Source organism: Sneathiella sp. (assembly GCF_036960985.1).
Classification (GTDB): domain Bacteria; phylum Pseudomonadota; class Alphaproteobacteria; order Sneathiellales; family Sneathiellaceae; genus Sneathiella.
Genome location: NZ_JBALWD010000020.1, coordinates 19,946 through 43,664, shown reverse-complemented (window position 1 = coordinate 43,664; position 23,719 = coordinate 19,946). Strand labels below are relative to the sequence as shown.

Genomic DNA, 23,719 nt, shown 5'->3' with positions numbered 1-23,719 from the left:
GATAGATTCTTGACCGTATATGGATCGTTTTGTGAGACGGTTAAGTCGTTTCCTGAAAATATATTTTTATGCGCTCCTGCTTATAATAACCGTGCCTATCATCCGGAAGGTATGGAAATTTTATATGCAGCGGCTTCAGTTGAAGTTGAGCGTCTAAAAAATGTTTATCGCCGTTCCGGATATGGTTCGGGTCATCGTATTGCCTATTTACTGGAAAACCGTCCTGAATATCTGCTGCATTTCCTGGCGCTTAATGCGTTAGGCATATCTGTCGTTCCCATAAATCCTGATTACCTGCATGAAGAAATGCTATACCAGATGGATCATTCCGAAGCGGATTTGATTGTTACCATAGCGTCGAGATCTGATGACTTGATGGCGGTGGCAACTGAAAGCTCAAAAATACCGCCCGTAGTTACTTATGAAGACTTTCCCGATTTGTTGCCAGCACCGCAATCTTCGGCGAAAATTGAAAATCCGAATTTGATGAGTGAAGCCAGTCTTTTGTACACTTCCGGTACAACAGGTCGGCCAAAAGCCTGCATTCTAACGAATGAGTATTATCTGGAAGCTGGCAGGACCTATATGGAAACAGGCGGCTTGGCCACGATCCGTAAAGGGGTGGAACGGCTTTATAATCCGCTACCGCTTTTCCATATGAATGCAGGGGCGGTGTCATTTGTCTGTATGTTGCTTTCTGGCGGATGCCTTGTTATTCCGGATCGTTTTCACCCTTCGACATGGTGGCAAGAATTGGTGCAAACACGGGCGACAATTATTCATTATTTGGGTGTGGTGCCGCCAATGCTGCTAAATCAGCCGGAAAATGAATATGAATCCAGCCATTCTGTCCGTTTTGGCTTGGGTGCTGGTGTTGAGCCAGAATTGCACGATGTATTCGAAGAACGTTACGGCTTCCCCCTTATCGAAGTTTGGGGGATGACAGAAACTGGCCGTATTTTTGTAAATCAGCATGAGCCTCGTCATATTCATACGCGGGCGTTTGGCCGACCGGAAAATGACATGATCGTGCGGGTTGTTAATGAACGTGATGAAGATGTAGATGTCGGGCAAGAAGGAGAGATGCTGGTCAGCTGTCGTGGAACCGAACCACGCGGAGGGTTTTTTGCTGGCTACTTAAAGAATGATGACGCGACAGAAGAGGCGTGGAAAGACGGCTGGTTCCACACCGGAGATACAGTGCGTCAAGATGAGTCTGGCATGCTTTACTTTGTCGATCGAAAGAAAAATATCATCCGTCGCTCCGGGGAAAATATTGCGGCGGCGGAGGTGGAAGCGGTTCTGCAGAGTCACGATAATGTAGCGCAAGTCGCTGTTATTGCCGTGAAGGACAAGATACGTGAAGAAGAAGTCATGGCCTGCGTCGTCCTCAAAGGGACAACGCCACCTTCTGAAGAATTAGCAACCACGTTATTCGATTTCGCCAGAGGAAAGCTCGCTTATTATAAGCCACCAGGGTGGATTCTGTTCGTTGAAAGCTTGCCGACGACCGGTACACAGAAAATTCAGAAGACCCAGATATTCGGGACGGGAACTAATCCGCTGGATCAACCGGGTATCTTTGATTTCCGCAAAATGAAGAAAAAGATCAACAAATAAATACTACTTATATTAGAATAATTTAATTGTATTTACTCGTCTATTCCGCTAGATAGAGCCCGTTGTCGCATTGACGGCAACAGTCTTTTGAAAGGAACTAGAATGTCCTCTGTTACGAACTCTGTAATCCTTGTTGATGCATTGTGGACGCGGGATGAAAAATCTTCCAGAGCGATGCAGGCTTTTAGAATTGGTGCCCTAGCGTTAGTTGGCAGCTTTCTTGTTGCCGCATCGGCTCAACTTACGGTGCCATTATGGCCTGTACCTATGACCATGCAAACATTCGCTGTTGTCCTAGTTGGCGCGGCCTTTGGCTGGCGCCTCGGTGGTGCGACTTTAGCGCTATATCTAGCAGAAGGGGCCGCAGGCCTTCCCGTGTTTGCTGGCGGAGCCGGAAGTGCTGTACATTTGGTCGGGCCGACGGCCGGTTACCTATTTGCCTTTGTTGCTGCCGCAGCGGTCGTCGGCTGGTTAGTCGAAAAAGGTTGGGGAAAATCAATATTCCTGACGGCCCTTGCAATGTGCCTTGGTACAGTGGTTATTTTCGCGGGCGGAATTGCCTGGCTGGCGACTTTTACCGGGCTCGAGCGGGCCATTGAAGTCGGGATGCTTCCGTTTCTTCCAGGTGCGGTTCTTAAAATTGCACTCGCCGTGGCGGTTTTGCCGATTGCCTGGAAATTGATTGATCTGTTCAGGCGCTAGTAAAGCCGGACCTAAAGAAAGCTGCGGGGAGGTCCGCGGCTTTCTTTAATATTGCGAGCCTAGGAAAGTTTCTGGGAGCCAGGTCGCGAGGGCTGGAAACGCTGCAAGAATAGCGAGAGCACCTAATTGGATCAGGACAAATGGAATGACACCTTTGTAAATCATCCCCGTCGTAATTTCCGGTGGGGCAACCCGTCTTAAATAAAATAGAGCAAATCCAAAGGGAGGCGTTAAGAAAGAAGTTTGCAAATTCATAGCAATCAGTATTCCTAACCAAATTGGATTGACATCCATCAATAAAATGACAGGCGCTACTATTGGAACAACAACGAAGGTGATTTCGACAAAATCAAGAAAAAAGCCAAGAACGAAAATCACCAGCATAACGACGAACAACGCGCCATATTTTCCGCCAGGAAGGTTTTTTAGCGCCTCGTACACAATATCATCGCCACCAAGGCCACGAAAAACCAGGCTGAATAGAGTTGCCCCGATAAGAATGACGAATACCATGGATGACATCTGCATGGTTGATTGGCAGACCTCTTTCAATATACCGGATCTCAGCAACCTGACCAGACTGATAGCGATTCCGCTGACTAAGATCGCAATTAACGGAAGAGCAAGTGACAAGCCGATGAGTGTTTCGCGGGATATTCCGGCAGGATCGATGCGTAAATCCAGAAAATGTGAGACGAGGAGTAAAACTGGAACTGAGGCGCCCGCCAAGTATATCCATATTGCAGGTTTCTCCTTGTCTGCAATTCCGGCAAGTAAAATAGCACCAACACCGCCGACCGAGGCGGCCTCAGTTGGTGTGGCAATGCCCAGCAAAATTGAGCCGAGTACGGCCAGCATCAACACGACAGGTGCCAGCAGGGCGCCAAGTAATTTTAAGATAAACCGGTTGCCAGTAGAAACTGCGGGGGGGAGTGCCGGCGAGCTATCCGGCCTGAAAATGGCAATGCCGACCTGATACAGCATATATAAACTGACAAGTAACAGGCCGGGAATGAGAGCACCTGCAAATAAATCCCCAACGGATACTGGTTCCGGTGACCAGTTGCCGATCAGGCTTTGCGATGCAATATAGGCATTGGATATTTGCTCGCCCAGAATAATCAGGACAATTGAGGGTGGGATAATCTGACCTAATGTGCCAGATGCACAAATAGTCCCGGCGGCAAGTTTTGGATCATATCCGTGTTTCAGCATCGTTGGCAGAGCCATTAACCCCATGGTAACGACGGCAGCCCCAACGATGCCGGTAGACGCAGCCAGCAACGCGCCAACAATGAAGACGGAAATTCCCAGCCCACCGCGCAACTGCCCGAACAACAGTCCCATATTTTCCAACAGACTTGCCGCAACACGGGAACGCTCGAGCATCAATCCCATGAAAATAAATAGCGGAATAGCAACCAGAATTTCATTCCAGATAGCTGTACCGAAAATCCGGGAGGGGATGGCACCCATCAGGCTGATGTCGAAGGCGCCGGTAAGCGACGCTATCGCGGCGACAAAAAGGGCTGATCCGGCAAGTGTAAACGCTACAGGAAAACCGGCAAGAAGACTTATAATAGCTAATAGAAACAAACCAATGGCGAAATATTCGGGTAACACCATGCCTAGAGTTCCGTCGGCATTTCATTGCACGGCATAGTTTCTTCTTCGCGCAAAACAAGGATAGCATGCAGGATCGTGGATATTCCCTGCAGGATCATCATTCCGCAAAACACCACAATCACTGATTTTAGCAAATAGACATATGGCAACCCTGAGCTTTCAACGGAGCCTTCCAAGATGCGCCAGGAGCCGGAGATATAAGTCCAACTGGCCAACAATATAATAATGCTGACGGGGATAAGCAAAAACAGGCTGCCCAGCATATCAATGAGTGCCCGCTGTTTTGGGCCGGCTTTCGCATAAAAGATATCGACGCGTACATGGCCTCCTTTTTGCAGCGTGTAAGCGGCACCCAGCATAAATAAAAGGCCATGACTATAGATGACTGTTTCTTGGAAGGCGATGGATCCGAAGCCGAAGATGTATCGACCCAGGACGATAGAAAATTCGGCCAGGACCATGAATAGAGCGAGCCAGGACACATATCGGCCGACAAATTTGCTGAAGGTATCGAGTGACCGTGCAATTGACGCTAGATTATTCAATATTGGTTTTCCTCGATTTAAGAGCCATCGCTGTATATTGACCTTGTTCCAGTTTTATACGGGACCCCGGTTTATTTCGCAACTTGGCCATTGCAGACGAAATTCGCAATCCATGTAAATGATACAAAGGTGAATGGAATCAGTGGCCTTGTGGGTGCATTTACAGTCCCTAATGATAGGTCAACAGCTATGACATTTTACCTCCGTGGGATGGAAAAATGCGCGTCGTCTGGCGGTATTTCGATCAAAGATACCGCTTCGAACGTAAAACACTGTATATATTACAATCCATTATAAATTTTTCTTAATGTAATATGCAAAAAATAGTATTTAACATCATTATTTTCGAATGTGAAATTTTGCCTTGTATTTGATTCATCTTCCTGCAAAATGCGGTCGACAGGGAGTCCTCTCGAAAATTTTACTGGTTAAAAAATCAGAAAAGACGACGCTTATATTGATTCGTATTGAAATTTATCGCGATAACTCTGTTTTGTGAAAACGATTTTGAAAGGGCGAACCGTTTTGCCCTTTGTTTTAAAATGGGAGAAATATCTTATGGAACGACGCAAGTTTTTGACGGGCGCTGCGATTGCAGGTGCCGGTGCTGCCGCAATACCGTTTGCTGCACCAGCAATCGCCCAAGAACGCAAGGAGATGACAATTGTCTCCACATGGCCACGGGACTTTCCAGGACTTGGCATCAGTGCCCAGCGTCTTGCAGCTCGGATTACCGAACTGAGTGAAGGCCGTCTGACAACAAAATACTTTGCAGCAGGCGAACGCGTTGGTGCATTCGACTCTTTTGATGAAGTAGCCTCTGGAAACGCGCAAGCGTATATCGCAGCTGATTACTATTGGAAGGGCAAGCATCCTGGCTTTGCTTATTTCACATCTGTGCCTCTCGGCATGACAACTTCAGAGTGGAATGCCTGGATTAAGTTTGCCGGCGGCCAAGCTCTTTGGGACGAAATGTCCGGTGAGTATGGCTTGAAAGCTCTGGCTTGCGGCGCAACCGGCACCCAGATGGGTGGTTGGTTCAACAAAGAAGTCAATTCTGCTGAAGACCTTAAAGGTCTGAAAATGCGTATTCCAGGCCTTGGCGGCGACGTCATGGCGAAACTGGGCGCGTCTCCAGTGTCTCTTCCTGGTGGTCAGATTTATGAAAACCTTGTTTCCGGTGCAATTGACGCAACGGAATGGGTGGGTCCGTATAACGATTACTTCATGAAATTCTATGAAGCAGCGAAATACTACTACTACCCAGGTATGCATGAGCCAGGCGGAGGATTGGCGTTCGGCATGAATAAATCATGGTGGGAAAGCCTTTCCAAATGGGAACAAGCTGTTATCACAGCTGCTTGCATGGAAGAACATGCTGCACAGTATGAAGAAGCCATGGCCCTTAACGGGACGTACTTGAACAAAATGGTCACGGAAAATGGCGTTATTCTGAAAGAGTTTAACGACGATATCTATGATAGCTTTGCAGAAGCTGCTCTTGAAGTTTTTGAAGAAACTCGTGATCACAGCCCGCTTGCGGCGAAGATCAATGATGCTTTCCAGAAGAACCTTCGGGAAATCGGTGGCTGGACGAGAATTGCCGAAATAGCATTCTCTAACCAACGCAACCGTGTTCTTGGCATAGAAGGCTAAAATCGTTATTTAGAAGATAGGGGCGGGATCAAAATCTCGCCCCTTCCTCTTTGGGAGACGCAGATGACAGTGGCAGAAGATGTATATGCATCTGGCCGTGGACTACAATTATCAGTCCGCATATTTGGGTGGTTCATGCTTGTTGCAGTTCCCCTGTACTTTTTTAATAATTATCTCACATTTGTTTTAGGCTGGCCGGGCGTTGGCGTGATCTTCAAATCAGATGTTGGCGGTGCAAATTCATGGATACAATTATCCTTGTATATTGCAGGCCTCGTCTTCGCGATCGTGTATGTCATGCGCACCTCGGAGCGTCACCTTCGAGATGAAGCAAAAGCAATTACCAAATTTAATACTTTCCTTGTGCGCGCCGCCTTTTGGGCCGTGCTATTGGTCGGTCTTGCCGATATGGCAATTTCATTCCTCCGCGTGGAAGGGCTTCTTTCCGCCGTCGTTGGCGATCAGTTGACGTCTGATCTGGGACGACCGCAATTCCGCGGTACCATGGTCCATATACCGCTTATGGTCCTAAGCATTATTCTTGCCTTACGCACCAAAACTCTAGGGTTTCAGTGGCTGGCGCTTCTGGTGGTTATGGCCGAACTTGCCATCGTCATCACACGCTTTATCTTTTCTTACGAACAGGCGTTTATGGGGGATTTGGTCCGGTTCTGGTATGCAGCGTTGTTCCTGTTTGCCAGTGCCTACACTTTGGTGGAAGAAGGACATGTGCGCGTCGACGTCTTCTATGCCGGCTTCAAGACGAAAACAAAAGGCTTCGTCAACGCTGTGGGAACCCTGTTCCTTGGCATTACCATGTGCTGGACTATTTTGCTGGTTGGAATGGGTAATAAGGCGGCGATTATTTACAGCCCACTCTCGAATTTTGAAGTCACGCAATCGGGCTTCGGACTTTATGTTAAATATCTTATGGCCGGTTTTCTTGCGGTTTTCGCCGTGACAATGCTTATACAATTTGTCAGTTATCTGATGGAAGCCGTGGCTGATTATGAAGAACAACCGGGTCACGAGGATCATGAACCCCCCGTTACGGCAGGTTAGAGCAAGACTATGGAACTCTTTTTTCTCGCACTTCTAATTCTATTGATGGCGCTTGCTTTGGGCTCGGGATATCCAGTGGCTTTCGCCCTGCCGGGCTCGGCAATCGTAACTGTTGCGCTGGCAGCGCTTTTCGGGTTTTTGTTTGAAAGCAACCCCGATGCGTATTTTCATCAAGGGGGGCCATGGCAATGGCTAAGCGCCGGTGTCACCAACTTAAGGGGTGTCTATTGGGAAGTTGAGCGCGACACGCTCATCGCTATTCCACTCTTTATTTTCATGGGCATTATGCTCCAGCGGTCGAAAATTGCTGAAGATCTGTTGGTAACAATGGCACAATTGTTCGGTCCGGTGCCGGGTGGTTTGGGTATTTCTGTTGTATTCGTGGGCGCTTTGTTGGCGGCGACAACCGGGATCGTCGGTGCTACAGTTGTCGCCATGGGGCTTATTTCGCTGCCCGCAATGCTACGTAATAATTATTCCAGACCGCTGGCAACTGGTACTATTGCTGCATCAGGAACACTTGGACAGATAATACCACCGTCCATTGTCTTGATTATTCTTGCGGATCAGCTAGCGAGCGCAACAGATCAGGCAGGGACAGCGCGGAAAGCGCTGCATAAGGCTGCGACCGGTGAGTTGTCCATGCCGTCGTCCTTCGATGTGGTCTCGACAAGTGCCGGTGAAATGTTCCTCGGCGCCTTTATTCCGGGTTTGCTGCTTGTTGCCATCTACATGATCTTTATTCTTGGCTACGCATTTATCCGTCCAAAGGCAGCGCCCGCGGTACGTTACGGCGGAAGCTTCGACCGCGCGTTCTTTGGCAAACTGTTTCTGGCTCTTTTCCCACCTTTAGGACTTATTTTCCTCGTACTGGGATCAATCATCGCCGGTGTCGCGACGGTCAACCAGGCCGGATCTATTGGGGCAGTTGGTGCCATCTTGATGGCGGGTTATCGCTTGAAAGAAGGAGAAAGAGGGGCGTATGCCCCGGTAATTCTCGGGCTATTGTCTCTCGCAGGAATCCTCGTTGTCCTGGCATTCTTTGAAACAAACATCAAATCCATAAATGACACCCGCAGTGCCATTGGCGTTACCCTGGGACTGATCGCAACGGGCGGATTGATAATTTCTATTATCTGGAGCAGCTGGCGAGCCTTCAAAATTGACAATACACTCCAGGAAGTGATGATTGAAACTGCGAAAACCACGTCGTTGGTTTTTATCATCCTGTTGGGTGCGGCCATGTTAACGGCGGCTTTCCGGGCATTTGGCGGAGAAGACCTTGTTCGTGATTTCCTGAACAGCATGCCCGGCGGGTTCTGGTCGAAATTTGTCATCGTTATGGCGGTGATCTTTGTTCTTGGCTTCTTCCTAGATTTCATTGAAATTGCCGTTGTTGTGGTGCCAATTGTGGCGCCTATTTTGCTTGCCGATCCATCAGCGAATATTACGGCGGTCTGGCTTGGCGTGATGATCGGATTGAATATCCAGACATCCTTCCTGACGCCGCCTTTCGGTTTTGCCTTGTTTTATCTTCGCGGTGTCGCACCCCCAATTGTTAAAACGATTGAGATGTACAAGGGGGTTGTCGCCTTTATAACCTTGCAGCTGATCGCCCTCGTTGTTGTGGGTTTTTATCCACAATTGGTCAATTACCTACCAAACAGAACCTCGTTGACAGCTGAGACCGCACCACCCCCTCGTAACCCGCGGCTTGAATATTGCGTCGAAAAATATATCGCGGATCAGTTCACCGCGAGTGAAGCAGAATTTGCCAGCACCCTGGCAGCAGTTCGTGGCCTAAATTTGGATTACTTGCCGAAACGTACTGCCTCTACTTTGTCGAAAAGCTTTGATGCTGCGGAAAACGCGCCAGGACTACTGCACCAGGCATTTGAAGCGGAAGGCATCGTTGATCAGAAGAAAGACGGGTTTATTCCGTTGCAAAGGGTTGTCAGAACGATTGAGAATGATGTTCGTAAAATAGAAGCGAAAATCGAAGAGAATGATACCTTGGTTAGCCGCATGCGCGGTGAAGATCAGGCTGATCAAAAGAAGAAACTTGAAGACATCATTCTGGAATTGAAGTCGGCGCGAGATGCTCTTGTCGCTAAAATTCCGGCTGAGTGGGATGGCGTTTACAAGGATTTCAGAAAAGCGTTGAAAAACGAATCAACATTAAGGCTGCAATTCCGTCGTGCATCTGATAGCGGTTATTCGGCCGTGACAGATTTCATGACCGTCTTGCGGAGTAACGATGCCTTTGCCGCTTTGCAGGCCGACCTGATGAAGCTGAAGGAAGAGTTGCTTGTGAAGGAACCAGCAGACATGGTTGCGGCAGTAGAATCGCTGACGAAGCGGTTCATAGATGTCGCCGGCGCCGATGAAATTCGATCTGGGCTGTCAAAAGTCCGCCGACCACTCAAGGCAAAAACGCCTAAGTTGGAAAAAGCCATGAAAGAAATGGATAAAGTCGTTAGAAAATACGACACCCAGCTCGCGTGGCGAGAAAAGGCCGGGGCCAATTTGTTGAGCGGATTTGAAACTTATGTAGAGCAAATGCTGGGTACCATTGGCGTACGCTTACAAACGAAAATGACCAGAGAGCAAGCGCTTTACGTCGCTGCTTGTCGTTCAGGCCACAAAGATATATCCCATAATTTCTAGGGTATATTGTTGCATTGAAGAACTGTGAGGAGCTGAGCGCTTCTCACAGTTTCGCAAATTCCAGAAAATGCTCTGGAACACCGTCAGTCAGATAAATTAAACATTTTACTTGAGGGAAGGGGACAGTGGTTCCCAGCCATTGCGGGTCAGAATTTCTGACGGCATAAACCGTTGTTTATACGACATTTTCTGACTTTGTTCGATCCAGTATCCCAAATAAACAAAGGGGAGCTGGCGATACCGGGCTTGCAGGATGTGCCAGAGGATCAGATAGGTTCCCGGGCTGCGCTTGTCTTCGTCAGAGGCAAAGAAGCTATAAACGAGAGATAGGCCGTCTTCCATAACATCTGTCAAGCTGACGGCATATAGACTGCCATCCATTTTCCGAAACTCAACCAATTGGGATTTTACGGGGCTGTCTTCGATCATTGCCTGATAGTCATCAAAATCCATATCCACCATGCCGCCATCCGAATGACGTGACCGGAGATAATTATGAAATAGAGTGAAATGTTCTTGTGTGGCGACCGCCGGAATTTCGGCAACCTTTAAATCACGGTTCGCTTGCCAAACACGGCGAAAGGATTTTTTCAAATGAAATTCTTTTGCATTGACCCGGATCGGGATGCAGGCGTCACAGCCATCGCAAGCAGGACGATAAGCTAGGTCCTGACTCCTTCTGAAGCCGGCATGGCTTAAGGTGTTGTGAAGGTGATCTGGATCTTCGCCGGCGAGCAACGTCACAACCTTCCTCTCCAGCCGATCTTCGAGATACGGGCAGGGGGCAGGTGGTGTCGAAAAGAAGAATCGGGAGGGGATCTCCACGCGCTTCATTTAAATGCCTTCATTGTTATTGATCAGTTCAAATAAGGGTAACGCGCTTTCGCATATTAGCAAATAGGGCAGCTGCAGAATTTTCTATAAATCACATCAATCCATAATAAAAAGGGGCGAAAATAGAGAATACTATCCACAGAAGTATAACCAATGGCCCTCCGGCCTTCAAAAAATCTATAAATTTATAGTGCCCAGGTCCCATAACCAACAGATTCGTCTGATAGCCCATTGGCGTGGCAAATGAACAATTTGCACCGAAAATTACGGCAAAAACGAATATCATTGGATCGACACCCAGCTCGACCCCTAAACTTATGCCTACTGGGGTAAATAATACAGCCGTCGCATTATTGCTTAGTATATTGGTGAAAATTGCGACCATTAGAAAGAATATGGATAAGATGACCGCCGGGCCGGCGCCCATCAGCAGAGATAATGCCCCATGGGCTATATAGCTGGCGCCGCCCGTTGCTTGCATCGCTGCACCAAGACCTAGAGCCGCCCAAATCAACAGCAGTATTTTGCGATCAATAGATCGGCTTGCCTGATATATATTAAGGCAACCCGAGACAACCATGGCGACAGCGCCCACGACGGCGGAGACGACGATGGGCATAAGCCCCGTAGCTGCAGAAACAACAACGAGGCCGAAAATTATCCGCGCACGCCAGGCGAGGGCAGTTGCCGGGAGCTCCTTTGCGGACCACTCAAGCAGCAAGACATCTGGATTACTTCGGATCCGCATAATATCGGCGCGGTCGCCGAGAATGAGCAGAACATCGCCTGCTTCAAGCCGAATGTCTGTCATACGGCTTGTTCTGATCATCCGCGAGCGCCGCTGAATACCAACAACCACACATTTCGTCCGGTAATGAAAACTCACTTGATACAACGCACGGCCAATCATTCGCGATGCCGGCGCCACAACGGCTTCTGCCAAGGTTTGCTCTTGAACAGGTTTCAGATCCGATGGCGACGGATTTTCTGTCTCCTCGGTTGTCAGTAAACCCTGAAGCATTTGCGGATTATCCGAAAATGCTTCTGTAAGGGATTTGCGTGTGCCTGCGAAAACCACCGCATCAGATGGTCGCAGGGTAATATTGTCGAAAGGCGGGAGCAGGACATGTTCGCCGCGTTGAATGAACCGGACGGTGATATTTCGTAAACTCGGGAACTGACCCATTAGCGCTTCTTCACCAACCAACGGGCTGTCAGCCGCAATTTCCATTTGAACAATGAACTGTTTGCCGGAAATGTCGACGACCTCGCCGGTTATGGATGCCCGATTGGGGAGGATGCGCGGAATTATGATTAAAGCGTATAGAAGGCCGACAAATGCCAATATAGCGCCCGGGAATGTGAACTGGAAGAAGGTCAACTCCGGCATTCCGGCTTGAACAGCCGCCGCCATGACCAGAAGGTTAGTCGAGGAACCAATCAGAGTCGTCATGCCGCCAAGGATCGATGCATAGCTTAACGGAATCATCAAAGTGGAGGTGGAACGATGTAGGCGTTCTGCGAGGGCTGTCATCAAAGGTATGAAGATGACCACCACTGGTGTGTTGTTCATAAACGCGCTGATAACCAAAACAGTTGTCAGAACAACGGCGATTGCTAGGACCGGGTGGTGACGGCGCAGGGTTACAAGTCGCCGGATCGGTTGATCCAGAGCCCCTGTCCGCACAATGCCCTGTCCGACTACGAGCAACGATAATACGGTAATGAGTGCAGGGTCCCCAATACCCGCGAGGATATCACCCGCGGTGAGAAGAATGTCTCCAGCAGTATTTTCCAGTGGAAAAAAATGAAAAAGCAGTAGAAGGCCGGCAATGACACCGATGGAGGATATTTCAAGCTCGATGCGTTCGCTGGCGAAGGCGACAATAGCAACGGCAATAAAAGCGAGTAGGATCCAGATATGCAGGGTTGATTCAACAATTACCATGGAGTGTTCAATAATTCCTTGCCGTAATACTGTCTCAGGGTAAAACCTTTGTCTGTGGTTGTCCTTTTGTACCTATATCATGAGGATTGAACAGAATCTTGCAAGCGCGGAGTTGCAAGGCAATGAAGTTAACAGTGAAAAATATCATTTAATGGAAACCAATTATTACCAGAGTACTGCGAAAAACGCACAGATATTTTCGCCTCTTGATCAAGATGTTAGCGTCGATATTTGTGTCGTTGGCGGTGGGTATACCGGCTTGTTGAGCGCGCTTGAACTTGCGGAACGGGGATTTTCGGTTGCCTTGGTTGAGGCGAAGTCGATCGGCTGGGGTGCCTCAGGTCGAAATGGGGGCCAGATCGCTACGGGATACCAGCCAGGTATGATTGAAACTGCCAACCTGGTCGGACTGGATGATTCCAGAAAACTATGGGAAATGTCGGTGGAAGCGACACAAATTTTGAAAACCCGGATCGCAGATCATGAAATCAAATGCGATCTCAAAGAAGGCGAGCTTTATGCCGCCACGAAAAATAGTCATCGGAGTTGGTTGAAACGGGAGATGCTATTTTGTCAGGACAACTTCGATTTTCAAGGATATGACTGGATCGATGAGGCCGATCTTTCAAACTATATCGGAACCTCAAGATACAAAGCGGGCCTGCTAGATCATCAAGGCGGCCACTTACATCCGCTCAATTATGTATTGGGACTGGCGCAAGCCGCTGCAGCAGCAGGCGTGCAGATTTTTGAACGGACCACTGCGTTGGACCTCAAGACAGGAGTGAAACCTGTGTTGCAATGCACTGCTGGAAAAATCACAGCCTCTTCGATCATTCTCGCCGGCAATGCATATGTGAAGGGTTTGAACGCCGGGCTGGACGCCAGAATTATTCCGGTGAGCAGTTATATCATTGCGACGGAGAGATTGCCCTCGGACCGCGCAAAGACTGTCTTGCAAACGGAAGCCTGTGTTTCTGATACTAATTTCAATCTCGACTATTTCCGCATGTCTGCAGATCATCGATTGCTGTATGGCGGACGTGATTATGTCGGACGGCATCGTGCGGATCCGAAAAAAATACTCCGACACCATATGCTACGAACATTTCCCCAGATTGCTGATGTAAATATCGAGTTTGCCTGGGGCGGTAAAGTTGCGGTCACACGCCACCGTTTACCGGATATCGGCCGCATAGGGCGAAACATTTACTACGCCCATGGTTTTTCCGGGCAGGGACTTCCCTTGTCGGCTATTGCTGGCCGGATACTAGCGGAAGCTATTGGCGGTGAGATGGAGCGGTTGGATGTGTTTAGCCGTATCCCGCATAAGCCGTTCCCGGGCGGTACGGCTCTGCGGGTTCCCCTGTTGTCTCTCGCGATGAAATATTATCAGCTGCGGGATGCGCTAGGTTGACAAGGGAATACGGCGAATTACGGTACTGGTGACATAATCGTGCAGACAGCGACCGCGTGGATTAAACAACGACACCAACAAAATCAGGGATGACGTCACCGCGACGGAGAAATAAAACAGGGCTGCTTGCAGGAAAGCGACCATGTAATCGGGATTGCCACCATTGTCGAGTTCCATTCGGATATTCATAAACCGCATGCCGATGGTCGCATTCCAATCGCTTCCCACAAGAAAAGTATGATAGGCGAGGGGAACAAGAGCCAAAACGATCACAAGAAGCGGCGTTAAAATTCCAAAACTAATGATGCCGAGAATGGTTGAGACAAAAATTGCTATTATGGTAACGATGGCAATACAAACGACGTCAATAAAATAGGCGAAAATGCGCCGAAGGCGAATGCTTTCGTAATCATCCAGATTGAAAGATTTAGCATAAGATGTTTGTCTTGCGTTGTTAGTATCCTCTGTATTCTCCAGAGAACCTAGCTCAATAAGAGGTCCGTTTGACTCTTTCACGTCGCTATAAATCCTTTTGTTGCACAAACAATTGGTACCGCATTCTAGCAATAAATGGTACTTGATGAGACAAATTCAATCATCCAATACTGAATTAGACAATACAAAACAACAAGAAACATGTGCCGGAGCCGGGTAAATGCAGTCCAGATCATTTCTTATTCTTATCATTGCGGGTGGCCTGATAAGTCTCGTTGCCATGGGTTCCAGAGCCATTTTCGGACTATTTTTGGAACCGGTATCGACGGATATGGGCTGGGGGCGGGAAGTTTTTGGCCTGGCACTCGCTATTCAAAATCTCGTATGGGGGCTATCCCAACCTTTCGCCGGGATGATCGCTGATAAATATGGGTCAGGTAAGACCTTGTTAGTTTCTGGTCTTGTGTATTCGGGCGGTATTTTCTTGATGTCGCAGACGTCGTCGCAATCGGAATTACATCTTTCCGCCGGGTTAATGGTTGGATTGGGGCTGGCGGGCACAGGGTTTGGTGTTGTCATGGGCTCGGTAGGGCGCGCCGTATCCGAAGAGAAGCGCTCTATGGCACTCGGAATTGTCGGAGCCGCAGGTAGTTTAGGGCAATTTCTGATGCTGCCACTGGGCCAGGCTTTTCTGACCAGTTATGGCTGGTCAACGGCGTTGATGCTGATCGCCCTCTGCACATTTATTGTTATTCCTGCATCCATGGGCGTCAGAGGAAAAGCGGAAGATAGCGGGGCCTCAGGAGCAAGCAGTATTTCCGCAGCAATCCGGGAAGCGGCCGGCAGCAAAAGCTATTGGTTCCTTTTTGCAGGGTTTTTTGTTTGCGGATTTCATGTGACCTTTCTAGCCGTCCATCTCCCGTCCTATCTTGTCGATCAGGGAATGGCGGCAAGCTACGGTGCAACGGCGCTGTCTATTGTCGGACTGTTTAATGTGGTCGGTTCATTGGCGGCCGGTTACCTGGGCGGTAAATATACGAAAAAATACCTGCTGAGTTACCTTTACTTTGCGCGGGCGGCGCTGTTCGTCTGCTTTATAATTGTACCTATGACACCCGTGACTGTGATTGTGTTTTCAAGCATTCTCGGTTTGTTATGGTTGTCGACAGTTCCCTTAACGTCCGGATTGGTTGCCAGCTTGTACGGGGCAAAATATATGACAACTTTGTTTGGTTTCATATTCTTCGGCCATCAAATGGGAGCTTTTCTCGGCGCCTGGTTGGGTGGCGTCGCCTATGACATGTATGGATCCTATGATGTGATCTGGTGGGTGAGTGTTGCCTTGGGATTGATCTCAGGCCTTCTGCATTGGCCGATTAAGGAAGATGCTCCCGTCGGGCAGGCGCAAGCCGTACGATAAGCAAGATTATGACAGTAACAAAATGGCCGCCCATCTTTGCCATCCTGGTTATTCAGGCGATCGTCTTTGCCGGTTTGTCTTTGGTATTGCCGAGTGCGAACGCGATAGTCGGATTTGCCATACCTGTATTCTGGCAGATGTGTGGGCAGGGAGTAGCTTCTGCCGTAATTACTAAAACTTTCAAATTTGGTTGGGGATGGGTGATTGGCCAATTAGTGGCGCCGCCTATGGTAATCCTTGCATTGGCATCAGGTTTGCCAATGTGGATTTATCCAACAATATTGATTTTACTCGTGCTTGTTTTTTGGAATGTTGCCACAAATAGAGTTCCGCTTTACCTTACGAATACAGATACTTCTGCCGCTTTACTGAAGCTAATTCCTAAAAAGAAAACTGTGAAGTTTGTCGATCTTGGGAGCGGCCTTGGCGGCACGCTACGATATTTGGCAAGTCAGTCAGCTGAGAACCAATTCTATGGCGTGGAATCGGCGCCTTTACCGTTTGCCTTATCCTGGTGCCTGGGAAAATTCAGTGGCAACCATAATCTAAAATTCAGATATCGCGATATCTGGAAAGAGGACCTGTCGGAATTTGACATAGTTTATTGTTTCCTATCCCCTGTCCCCATGGCACGGCTCTTTGCCAAAGCCCAAGCAGAGCTTAAACCGGGAAGTTTGTTTATCAGCAATAGCTTTGAGGTGCCAGACCATACCCCGAACAAGATCGTGACCGTGAAAGACGGGCGAAAGACTGAACTCTTAATCTGGAAAATCTAGATTATTTCAAATTTGTCGGAAGTACTGGTGTTTCCCGAAGCAAGACAATGCTGATACGTCGGTTGCCTGGATTGGAGGGATCATCCGCAATCAGTGGGTCGATATCCGCACGCCCGGCCACTTTGTCAATGCGGGTCGGTGATAGCCCGGCGTCTAGTAGAGCTCGCCGACTGGCATTTGCGCGATCAGAAGAAAGTTCCCAGTTTCCGTAGTCGCTACCATTATACGAAGAACTGTCTGTATGGCCACTTATGGACAGCCGGTTCGGTAAATTCTCAATAGATTTTGCAATCATTGAAACCAGGTTGCGGACACGACCGGTAATCTTCGCACTGCCACTTTCAAACATGCTTTCATTAAATTGATCAACAATTTGAATGCGCAAACCTTCTGGTGTCATATCAATGATGATATTGTCTTCCAAACCGGAAAGCTCGCTGTCCTTTGCAATGGCTTGTCGAATTTCATTCTTCGCGTCTTCGAAGCTTGCCTCTTCAATCTTGGCCAGCTTTGCCAGCAATTCTGCTTCTTCCATTTCGCGGGTTTTAGCGGCTTCTCCATCGTCCTTCTTTCCCTGTTCAGGCGGTTTTATACTGGAAACCACAGATGGTGCCCCCGTATCCGACAAGCGAGCCCCATCCACTTGCATGCTCCGGCCACCAAGCATACCGCCGGCACCGGATTGACTGAGGCTGGAGGTCGTTGGGGCAAAATAATCGGAAAGGCCTTCTTTTTGCTCTGTCGTCGTGACATTCAACAACCAAAGCAACAGAAAAAACGCCATCATCGCCGTCACAAAGTCGGCGTAGGCGACTTTCCAGGCACCTCCATGGGCGGCATGGCCACCTTTCTTGACTTTTTTAACGATTATGGGGACGACGTCATCGGCCATGGATTAGAACCTGAGTTTCGGCAAAATTAAGTTATATTGTTGGCGCTTCATCGCAAGCCTGCTCGACCTCTAGGAAAGTTGGCCGTTCATGATTGTAAAGGGTTTTGCGGGCGAACTCGACCGATACGGCTGGCGCATAACCTTGTAGATGCGCAAGCAGGCCTTGCTTCATACATTCATAATATTTTGAATCTGCATCGGTAAATTGTTCCAGGTTCTTTCCCATGGGGGAAAACACGCCATAGGCCACGAAAATACCAAAAAATGTACCCACCAAAGCAGCCGCGATCAAACCACCCAGAACTTCAGGGGGTTCAGCAATGGAGCCCATGGTGACGATCACGCCCAAAACCGCGGCAACAATACCAAAGGCGGGAAGTGCTTCACCAAGCGACGTCACCGAACCTGAAATCGCATGTCCTTCATTATGATGAGTTTCAATGTCCTGTTCCATAAGCGCTTCAAGCTCATGAGGATTCTCCGTACCCATCGTCATCAGTCGCAGATAGTCACACATGAAATCCTGCGCGTGATGGTTTTTGATAAAGCTTGGGAAATGCTGAAATAACGCACTATCGTGGGGATTCTCGATATGAGGCTCCAAGGCGATCATGCCTTTTGTCTTCGATAGCTTGAATATGGCATACATCAAGGTCAGCAATTCCGAATAGGATTGCTTGGTATATGGGGATCCTTTGATGAGGTTACCCATGGATTTGGCGACGCCTACAATGACCCATTTAGGGTTTGCCTGTAGAAAGGCTCCAAAAGCCGCTCCCAGAATAATAAGATATTCAAGCGGCTGAAAAAGCACGGCGAAGCTGCCGTGAGGTGCATACCCACCGGCCACAGAGCCAAATGTAACAACTATGCCAATAATCCAAAACATTCTCGAGAAAGCCTTTACTTTTACGCACACGTATTGCGTTTCCGATTTTTATGGAAAATGGTTAATAAAGCGTGTGTAATTTTACGAAGTTTTTAGCGAATAATGGAATCTGCCATCGAAATAAGATTTGTTACGCCTTTCAATGACGGGCAGCCGTGAAGAAAAGGGGTGATTTTGTCTAATATCTGTGGGAAAGTGCGCGCCGCTTCCTTATGATTGTGGGGCGAGTTTTTGGTAAGAAGCAATCTTGGTTGCGTAATATGACATTTGATGCAAAAGAATTTAGGAATGCGCTGGGCTGCTTTGCAACTGGAATAACGGTTGTTACAGCTAAGAACGCCAATGGCGAACCGCTTGGCGTTACGATTAATTCCTTTAGTTCGGTTTCTCTCGATCCACCGCTTGTGCTGTTCAGCCTGGCGCGTGTTGGCGGGCATTGCCAGGAATTTATGACATCTGGTAAATTTGCAGTCAATATCCTGACCCCGGCGCAGAGGCAATTATCTGACCGATTTTCGATGGCACGGGATAACCGTTTTGAAGGCATCGACTATCATTTGGGAGAGAACGGATGTCCGATGTTTGAAGATAGCCTGTCTGTTTTTGAATGTGAAACCTATGCGGTTCATGATGCCGGCGATCATTCTGTCTTCATCTGCCGAGTGACAAATGTGGTCGTTGGAGAAGAGGATCAGGCGCTGCTATTTCACAAAGGGCAGTATCACACCTTTTAGTGGAGTGATGTTCTGGCAGATTTTTGCGGATGCAATTTACATAACTAGTTTAATCAGGGAAGACGGAAAATGGGAACGAAAGCAGCTTTTATAGGACTGGGAGTTATGGGATACCCAATGGCAGGGTTTTTGCAAAAAGCCGGCTATGATGTCACCGTTTATAATCGGACAAAAGCGAAAGCCGATCAATGGGTTGCAGAGTACGGCGGAACTGCTGCGGAGACACCGGCCATCGCCGCCGCCGGGGCCGAATTTGTCATGGCTTGCGTTGGCAACGATGATGATTTGCGCAGTGTTGTTCTCGGTGAAAGCGGTGCCCTAGCCGGTATGGAGGCTGGATCAATATTTGTCGACCACACTACGGCTTCCTCTGAGGTGGCACGAGAACTGGCAGCTGTCGCTAATGGGAAAGGCGTGGGGTTTGTAGATGCACCGGTGTCAGGCGGGCAGGCTGGGGCGGAAAATGGCGTACTGACGGTCATGTGCGGCGGCGCGGCGGCCGATTTTGACCGGGCGAAAACACCCATAGATGCCTATTCTCAAGCTTGCATGTTACTCGGCGAAGTCGGCGCCGGCCAGTTGACTAAAATGGTCAATCAAATATGTATCGCCGGCGCGGTTCAGGGATTGTCTGAGGGTATCCATTTTGCGCAACAGGCCGGGTTGGATGCGGAGAAAGTCATTGAAGTGATTTCCAAAGGGGCGGCGCAAAGCTGGCAAATGGAAAATCGCTATAAAACCATGATTGCGGATGAATTTGAATTTGGCTTTGCCGTTGATTGGATGCGCAAGGATCTGGGGATCTGCCTCAGTACGAGCGATCAGATCGGCGCCAGCCTGCCAAACACGGCATTGGTCGATCAATATTATTCCGATGTTCAGAACATGGGCGGCAATCGCTGGGATACTTCCAGCTTAATCCGTCGGTTGCGGGCATTGCGGAAATAGCTTGGTGTTTTTTCTACGGAACCGTTTTTATCGGCGCCGCGAGAGATAGGGACCAATAGCGAAGTAAATGGGTGTTTGGGTTCTCTAGATCGGAGAATCCAATCCCCAGATCGGTGATCTGATCGTTTAGTATATAGTCACGATGCGGCGGACTGTCCATCCAAATTCGGACTAACCCTTCCGCATCGACTGCACCGAGCGCTATATTTTCCGCGGCAACGGAAAAAAGATACCCAGTTGCTCTGATTCTATCTGCGAAATCTGAGGCTTGTGCTGAATTTGGGGTGCCTGGTTGGAGCGTTAGTAATTTGGCGCCGGAATGGGATAGGACTTGCTTCTTCGCCATGAATTCCGCATGCTGCTGGGCAGTTTCCATCAAGCGTTTATCGGGCCTCAACGACAATAACCCCGTGTTTAGGCGCTCGGTGTTCAAGTCATCAATAATTTTACTGATCAACGTCATCTATTTGCCCCCTAAATATTCGTATATAGAGTATATATATAATTTAATACGTCTTTAAAGTGTTGTAACGAAGTGAGGTTTTTTGTGACAGACAATAAAAAACAATTAAATCCGGACACAGTGACGGCGCAAGCGCTAGGATGGCTAGAAGAGACCCATAAGGGGCTTATTCCCGGTATTTTCCCGAGCACGACCTATGAGCGCGAGCCAGATGGAGAGTACCCGTCTGGCCGAGTATACAGCCGCGACCATAATCCAAATTATGACCAGCCGGAGAAAATCCTGTGTGAATTGGAACGGGGAGCAGATGCGCTTCTATTCTCATCCGGTATGTCGGCCGCACTCGCCGTTATTCAATCACTCCGTCCGGGAGATCATATGGTTGCGCCGCAGGTCATGTATTGGTCGTTGCGTAAATGGCTGGTGACCGTTGGTGTCAGCTGGGGGATCGAAATTTCCTTTGTGCCAAATGGAGATGTGGCGGCACTGAAAGCCGCGGTTGTTCCAGGGAAAACCAAACTCCTGTGGCTTGAAACGCCTGCCAATCCTACTTGGGTTATCGACGATATTGCCGCCTGGGCTGAGGTTGCGTCGGCTGCCGGCGCATGTCTTGCGGTCGATAACACAGTAGCGACGCCACTGCTCACCCAGCCTTTATCATGGGGCGCAGATATTGTTATGCATTCCGCAACGAAGTATCTTAACGGGCATTCCGATGTACTCGCTGGCGCCCTCGTCACTAAGAAGGACGATGATTTCTGGGAAAAGGTGAAGGTTAATCGCAATGCCGGTGGTGCGGTCCTGGGACCGTTTGAAGCCTGGTTGCTACTGCGCGGTATGCGAACGGTGTCGCTGAGGGTGCAGCGGGCCTCGGAAAATGCCATGGCGTTGGCGCAACATTTTCATGGTCATCAAGATATTGAAGAAGTCCTCTATCCGGGGTTACCTTCTCATCGGGATCATGAAATTGCGGCGCGCCAGATGACCGGCGGATTTGGCGGGATGTTGAGCGTGCGAATTAAAGGCGGTGAGGGGGCTGCAATGGCGACGGCAGCTAAACTGGATCTGTTTAAACGGGCGACCTCGTTAGGGGGTGTCGAAAGCCTTGTGGAACATCGGGCCAGCATTGAAGGAGAGGGCACACCTTGCCCGCCGGATTTGCTTCGCCTTTCCATTGGCATCGAAAACGTAAATGATCTTTTCGAGGATATGGAACAGGCGCTTGGAGGAAATTAAATGCATAAAACAGTAATCGTCACAGGGGGTAGTCGGGGTATCGGCGCTGCGATTTCTTTGGGAGCGGCGGAAAAAGGGTATGACGTCTGTGTAAATTACCTTGGCAACAAGGAAGCGGCGCTGGATGTTGTTCAGCAGATCACCGATGCTGGAAGTCGCGCTATTGCAGTTCAAGGTGATATGTCGATTGAATCGAATATTCAGACGATGTTTGCGATGGTTGATCGCGAGCTGGCTCCTCTACATGCGCTGGTCAATAATGCTGGCGTGGTTGACATGAAAGCACGTGTGGATGAAATGACTGTCGAAAGGCTGACCCGCATGTTTGCTATCAATTTGACTGGTCCCTTCCTCTGTGCGCGCGAGGCGATCAAGCGTATGTCGATGCTGCACGGTGGGGAAGGCGGGTCGATTGTTAATATTTCTTCTGTGGCAGCGCGATTGGGCGGTCCCGGTGAATATGTGGATTATGCCGCGTCAAAAGGCGGTATTGATGCCATGACCCTGGGTTTGTCCAAAGAGTTGGCGGAAGAAGGCATTCGCGTCAATGCAGTGCGTCCCGGCGTCATTCGCACGGATATTCATGCCAGCGGAGGCCAACCCGGCCGTATCGATCGGGTAAAGGGTATGATACCCATGAAACGAGCCGGGGAACCGGAGGAAATCTCCAGTGCGGTCCTTTGGTTGATGTCCGATGAGGCGTCCTACACCACCGGGGCATTATTGGATATTTCGGGAGGCCGCTAGCCGGTTTCAGCCTTGTAAATGCAAGGCGGCTTCGACGGCAAAATAAGTCAGGATGCCGTCACAGCCTGCCCGTTTGAAGCCAAGTAGGCTTTCCATGACGACTTTGTCGCGCTCCAGCCAGCCATTTTGGGCGGCCGCGCAGAGCATGGCATATTCTCCCGAAACCTGATAGGCGAAGGTGGGGATTCCAAACTCGTCTTTGACCCGACGACAGATGTCCAGATACGGCATGCCCGGCTTGACCATGACCATATCCGCCCCCTCGTTGATATCGAGGGCGACTTCGCGCAAGGCTTCGTCGCTATTGGCGGAATTCATCTGATAGGTCCGCTTGTCGCTGGTGCCTAGATTACCCGTTGATCCGACCGCATCGCGAAAGGGCCCGTAAAAGCCCGACGCATATTTCGCGGCATAGGACATAATCGAAGTATTGATATGCCCTTCGATTTCCAGTGCGTCGCGAATGGCGCCGATGCGGCCATCCATCATGTCCGACGGGGCAATGATATCGCAGCCGGCCTCAACCTGGTTCAAGGCCTGTCGGATTAAGGCTTCGACCGATGGATCATTGACGACGTAGCCGTCCTCAACAAGACCGTCTTGACCATGGATGGTGAAAGGATCGAGTGCCACGTCACAGAGAACACCCATTTCGGGAACGGCATCTTTCAGGGCACGGATGGCCTTGCAAATGATATTGTCAGAATTATAGGCTTCGCGACCATCATCTGATTTCAGATTCTGTTCCACCGCGGGAAACAGCGCAATCACCGGGATGCCAAGGTTAAAAGCTTCTTTCGCTGCAATTACCAGCAAATCGACACTCAGTCGTTTTACGCCGGGCATGGACGGTATCTCGATGGCTAGATTTTCACCTTCATGCACGAACACCGGCCAAATCAGATCTGACGGTGTCAGCGTGTTTTCTGCCACCAGCCGTCGAGACCAATCCGTTTTCCGGACACGGCGCATACGGGTGCGCGGAAATGCTGGCGTCGGGTTTTTCATGAGGCGGGTTTCCTGTTGTCTTTAATCGATCGGATCGTTAGCAGGCATATTATAACGTGACGCACGCTCCTGCAAATAATTAAACCTAACGATC

At 49.2% G+C, this 23,719-nt stretch carries 21 protein-coding genes; 12 read left to right on the top strand and 9 right to left on the bottom strand.

Features of this window, described 5'->3' with window-relative positions; translation table 11 throughout:
* Positions 1-9 precede the first annotated feature (9 nt).
* Entirely contained in the window at positions 10-1,620 is a 1,611-nt protein-coding gene (locus V7723_RS12530; RefSeq protein ID WP_335684816.1) for an AMP-binding protein, read from the top strand.
* Positions 1,621-1,722: 102 nt separating this feature from the next.
* The gene (locus V7723_RS12525; RefSeq protein ID WP_335684815.1) at positions 1,723-2,322 is read left to right on the top strand and encodes a biotin transporter BioY; all 600 of its coding nucleotides are present in this window, start codon (positions 1,723-1,725) and stop codon (positions 2,320-2,322) included.
* Between the two features lie 45 nt (positions 2,323-2,367).
* Here the strand turns inward: V7723_RS12525 and V7723_RS12520 are convergent, their stop codons facing one another.
* Both V7723_RS12520 and V7723_RS12515 read right to left on the bottom strand, forming a co-directional pair.
* Entirely contained in the window at positions 2,368-3,948 is a 1,581-nt protein-coding gene (locus V7723_RS12520) for a TRAP transporter large permease (protein WP_335684814.1), read from the bottom strand.
* A gap of 2 nt (positions 3,949-3,950) precedes the next feature.
* Positions 3,951-4,493 (bottom strand): TRAP transporter small permease subunit, encoded by a 543-nt coding sequence (locus V7723_RS12515; protein ID WP_335684813.1) that lies wholly within the window; start codon positions 4,491-4,493, stop codon positions 3,951-3,953.
* 558 nt (positions 4,494-5,051) lie between these two features.
* On the opposite strand from V7723_RS12515, the gene V7723_RS12510 reads away from it, so the two are divergent.
* From V7723_RS12510 to V7723_RS12500, 3 genes are all read left to right on the top strand, one after another.
* Positions 5,052-6,149, top strand: a complete 1,098-nt coding sequence (locus tag V7723_RS12510; RefSeq protein WP_335684812.1) for a TRAP transporter substrate-binding protein — start codon at positions 5,052-5,054, stop codon at positions 6,147-6,149.
* Between the two features lie 63 nt (positions 6,150-6,212).
* Complete coding sequence (locus V7723_RS12505) at positions 6,213-7,211, top strand: TRAP transporter small permease subunit (RefSeq protein ID WP_335684811.1); 999 nt, start codon at positions 6,213-6,215, stop codon at positions 7,209-7,211.
* Positions 7,212-7,220: 9 nt separating this feature from the next.
* Positions 7,221-9,878, top strand: a complete 2,658-nt coding sequence (locus V7723_RS12500; RefSeq protein WP_335684810.1) for a TRAP transporter large permease subunit — start codon at positions 7,221-7,223, stop codon at positions 9,876-9,878.
* A 105-nt stretch (positions 9,879-9,983) separates the two neighbouring features.
* Here the strand turns inward: V7723_RS12500 and V7723_RS12495 are convergent, their stop codons facing one another.
* Complete coding sequence (locus V7723_RS12495) at positions 9,984-10,712, bottom strand: arginyltransferase (RefSeq protein ID WP_335684809.1); 729 nt, start codon at positions 10,710-10,712, stop codon at positions 9,984-9,986.
* 91 nt (positions 10,713-10,803) lie between these two features.
* Positions 10,804-12,660: an SLC13 family permease gene (locus V7723_RS12490; RefSeq protein ID WP_335684808.1), complete on the bottom strand. Its 1,857-nt coding sequence runs from the start codon at positions 12,658-12,660 to the stop codon at positions 10,804-10,806.
* A gap of 79 nt (positions 12,661-12,739) precedes the next feature.
* On the opposite strand from V7723_RS12490, the gene V7723_RS12485 reads away from it, so the two are divergent.
* A complete protein-coding gene (locus V7723_RS12485; RefSeq protein ID WP_335684807.1) occupies positions 12,740-14,077 on the top strand; it encodes an NAD(P)/FAD-dependent oxidoreductase in 1,338 nt (445 codons plus the stop codon).
* Here the strand turns inward: V7723_RS12485 and V7723_RS12480 are convergent.
* Positions 14,069-14,593 (bottom strand): RDD family protein, encoded by a 525-nt coding sequence (locus V7723_RS12480; RefSeq protein ID WP_335684806.1) that lies wholly within the window; start codon positions 14,591-14,593, stop codon positions 14,069-14,071. The two genes, V7723_RS12485 and V7723_RS12480, sit on opposite strands and share 9 nt — an antisense overlap.
* A gap of 139 nt (positions 14,594-14,732) precedes the next feature.
* On the opposite strand from V7723_RS12480, the gene V7723_RS12475 reads away from it, so the two are divergent.
* Together V7723_RS12475 and V7723_RS12470 are read left to right on the top strand one after the other, a co-directional pair.
* A complete protein-coding gene (locus tag V7723_RS12475; protein ID WP_335684805.1) occupies positions 14,733-15,932 on the top strand; it encodes an MFS transporter in 1,200 nt (399 codons plus the stop codon).
* Positions 15,933-15,940: 8 nt separating this feature from the next.
* On the top strand, positions 15,941-16,708 hold the full coding sequence (locus tag V7723_RS12470) for a class I SAM-dependent methyltransferase (protein WP_335684804.1): 768 nt from the start codon (positions 15,941-15,943) through the stop codon (positions 16,706-16,708).
* 1 nt (position 16,709) lies between these two features.
* On the opposite strand, the gene V7723_RS12465 is transcribed toward V7723_RS12470, so the two are convergent.
* Both V7723_RS12465 and motA read right to left on the bottom strand, forming a co-directional pair.
* Positions 16,710-17,600, bottom strand: coding sequence for a flagellar motor protein MotB (locus V7723_RS12465; protein WP_335684803.1), 891 nt, complete (start codon positions 17,598-17,600; stop codon positions 16,710-16,712).
* A gap of 31 nt (positions 17,601-17,631) precedes the next feature.
* Positions 17,632-18,489: a flagellar motor stator protein MotA gene (gene motA, locus V7723_RS12460; RefSeq protein ID WP_335684802.1), complete on the bottom strand. Its 858-nt coding sequence runs from the start codon at positions 18,487-18,489 to the stop codon at positions 17,632-17,634.
* 260 nt (positions 18,490-18,749) lie between these two features.
* Between motA and V7723_RS12455 the strand changes: the two genes are divergently transcribed.
* Positions 18,750-19,223 (top strand): flavin reductase family protein, encoded by a 474-nt coding sequence (locus tag V7723_RS12455; RefSeq protein WP_335684801.1) that lies wholly within the window; start codon positions 18,750-18,752, stop codon positions 19,221-19,223.
* A gap of 69 nt (positions 19,224-19,292) precedes the next feature.
* Positions 19,293-20,171, top strand: a complete 879-nt coding sequence (locus V7723_RS12450) for an NAD(P)-dependent oxidoreductase (RefSeq protein WP_335684800.1) — start codon at positions 19,293-19,295, stop codon at positions 20,169-20,171.
* A 13-nt stretch (positions 20,172-20,184) separates the two neighbouring features.
* On the opposite strand, the gene V7723_RS12445 is transcribed toward V7723_RS12450, so the two are convergent.
* Positions 20,185-20,634 (bottom strand): CAP domain-containing protein, encoded by a 450-nt coding sequence (locus V7723_RS12445; RefSeq protein ID WP_335684799.1) that lies wholly within the window; start codon positions 20,632-20,634, stop codon positions 20,185-20,187.
* 84 nt (positions 20,635-20,718) lie between these two features.
* Between V7723_RS12445 and V7723_RS12440 the strand changes: the two genes are divergently transcribed.
* Both V7723_RS12440 and V7723_RS12435 read left to right on the top strand, forming a co-directional pair.
* Entirely contained in the window at positions 20,719-21,870 is a 1,152-nt protein-coding gene (locus V7723_RS12440) for a trans-sulfuration enzyme family protein (RefSeq protein ID WP_335684798.1), read from the top strand.
* A complete protein-coding gene (locus tag V7723_RS12435) occupies positions 21,871-22,617 on the top strand; it encodes an SDR family oxidoreductase (protein WP_335684797.1) in 747 nt (248 codons plus the stop codon). It begins immediately after the preceding gene.
* Between the two features lie 6 nt (positions 22,618-22,623).
* Here the strand turns inward: V7723_RS12435 and hemB are convergent, their stop codons facing one another.
* Complete coding sequence (gene hemB, locus V7723_RS12430; RefSeq protein ID WP_335684796.1) at positions 22,624-23,625, bottom strand: porphobilinogen synthase; 1,002 nt, start codon at positions 23,623-23,625, stop codon at positions 22,624-22,626.
* Positions 23,626-23,719 lie beyond the last annotated feature (94 nt).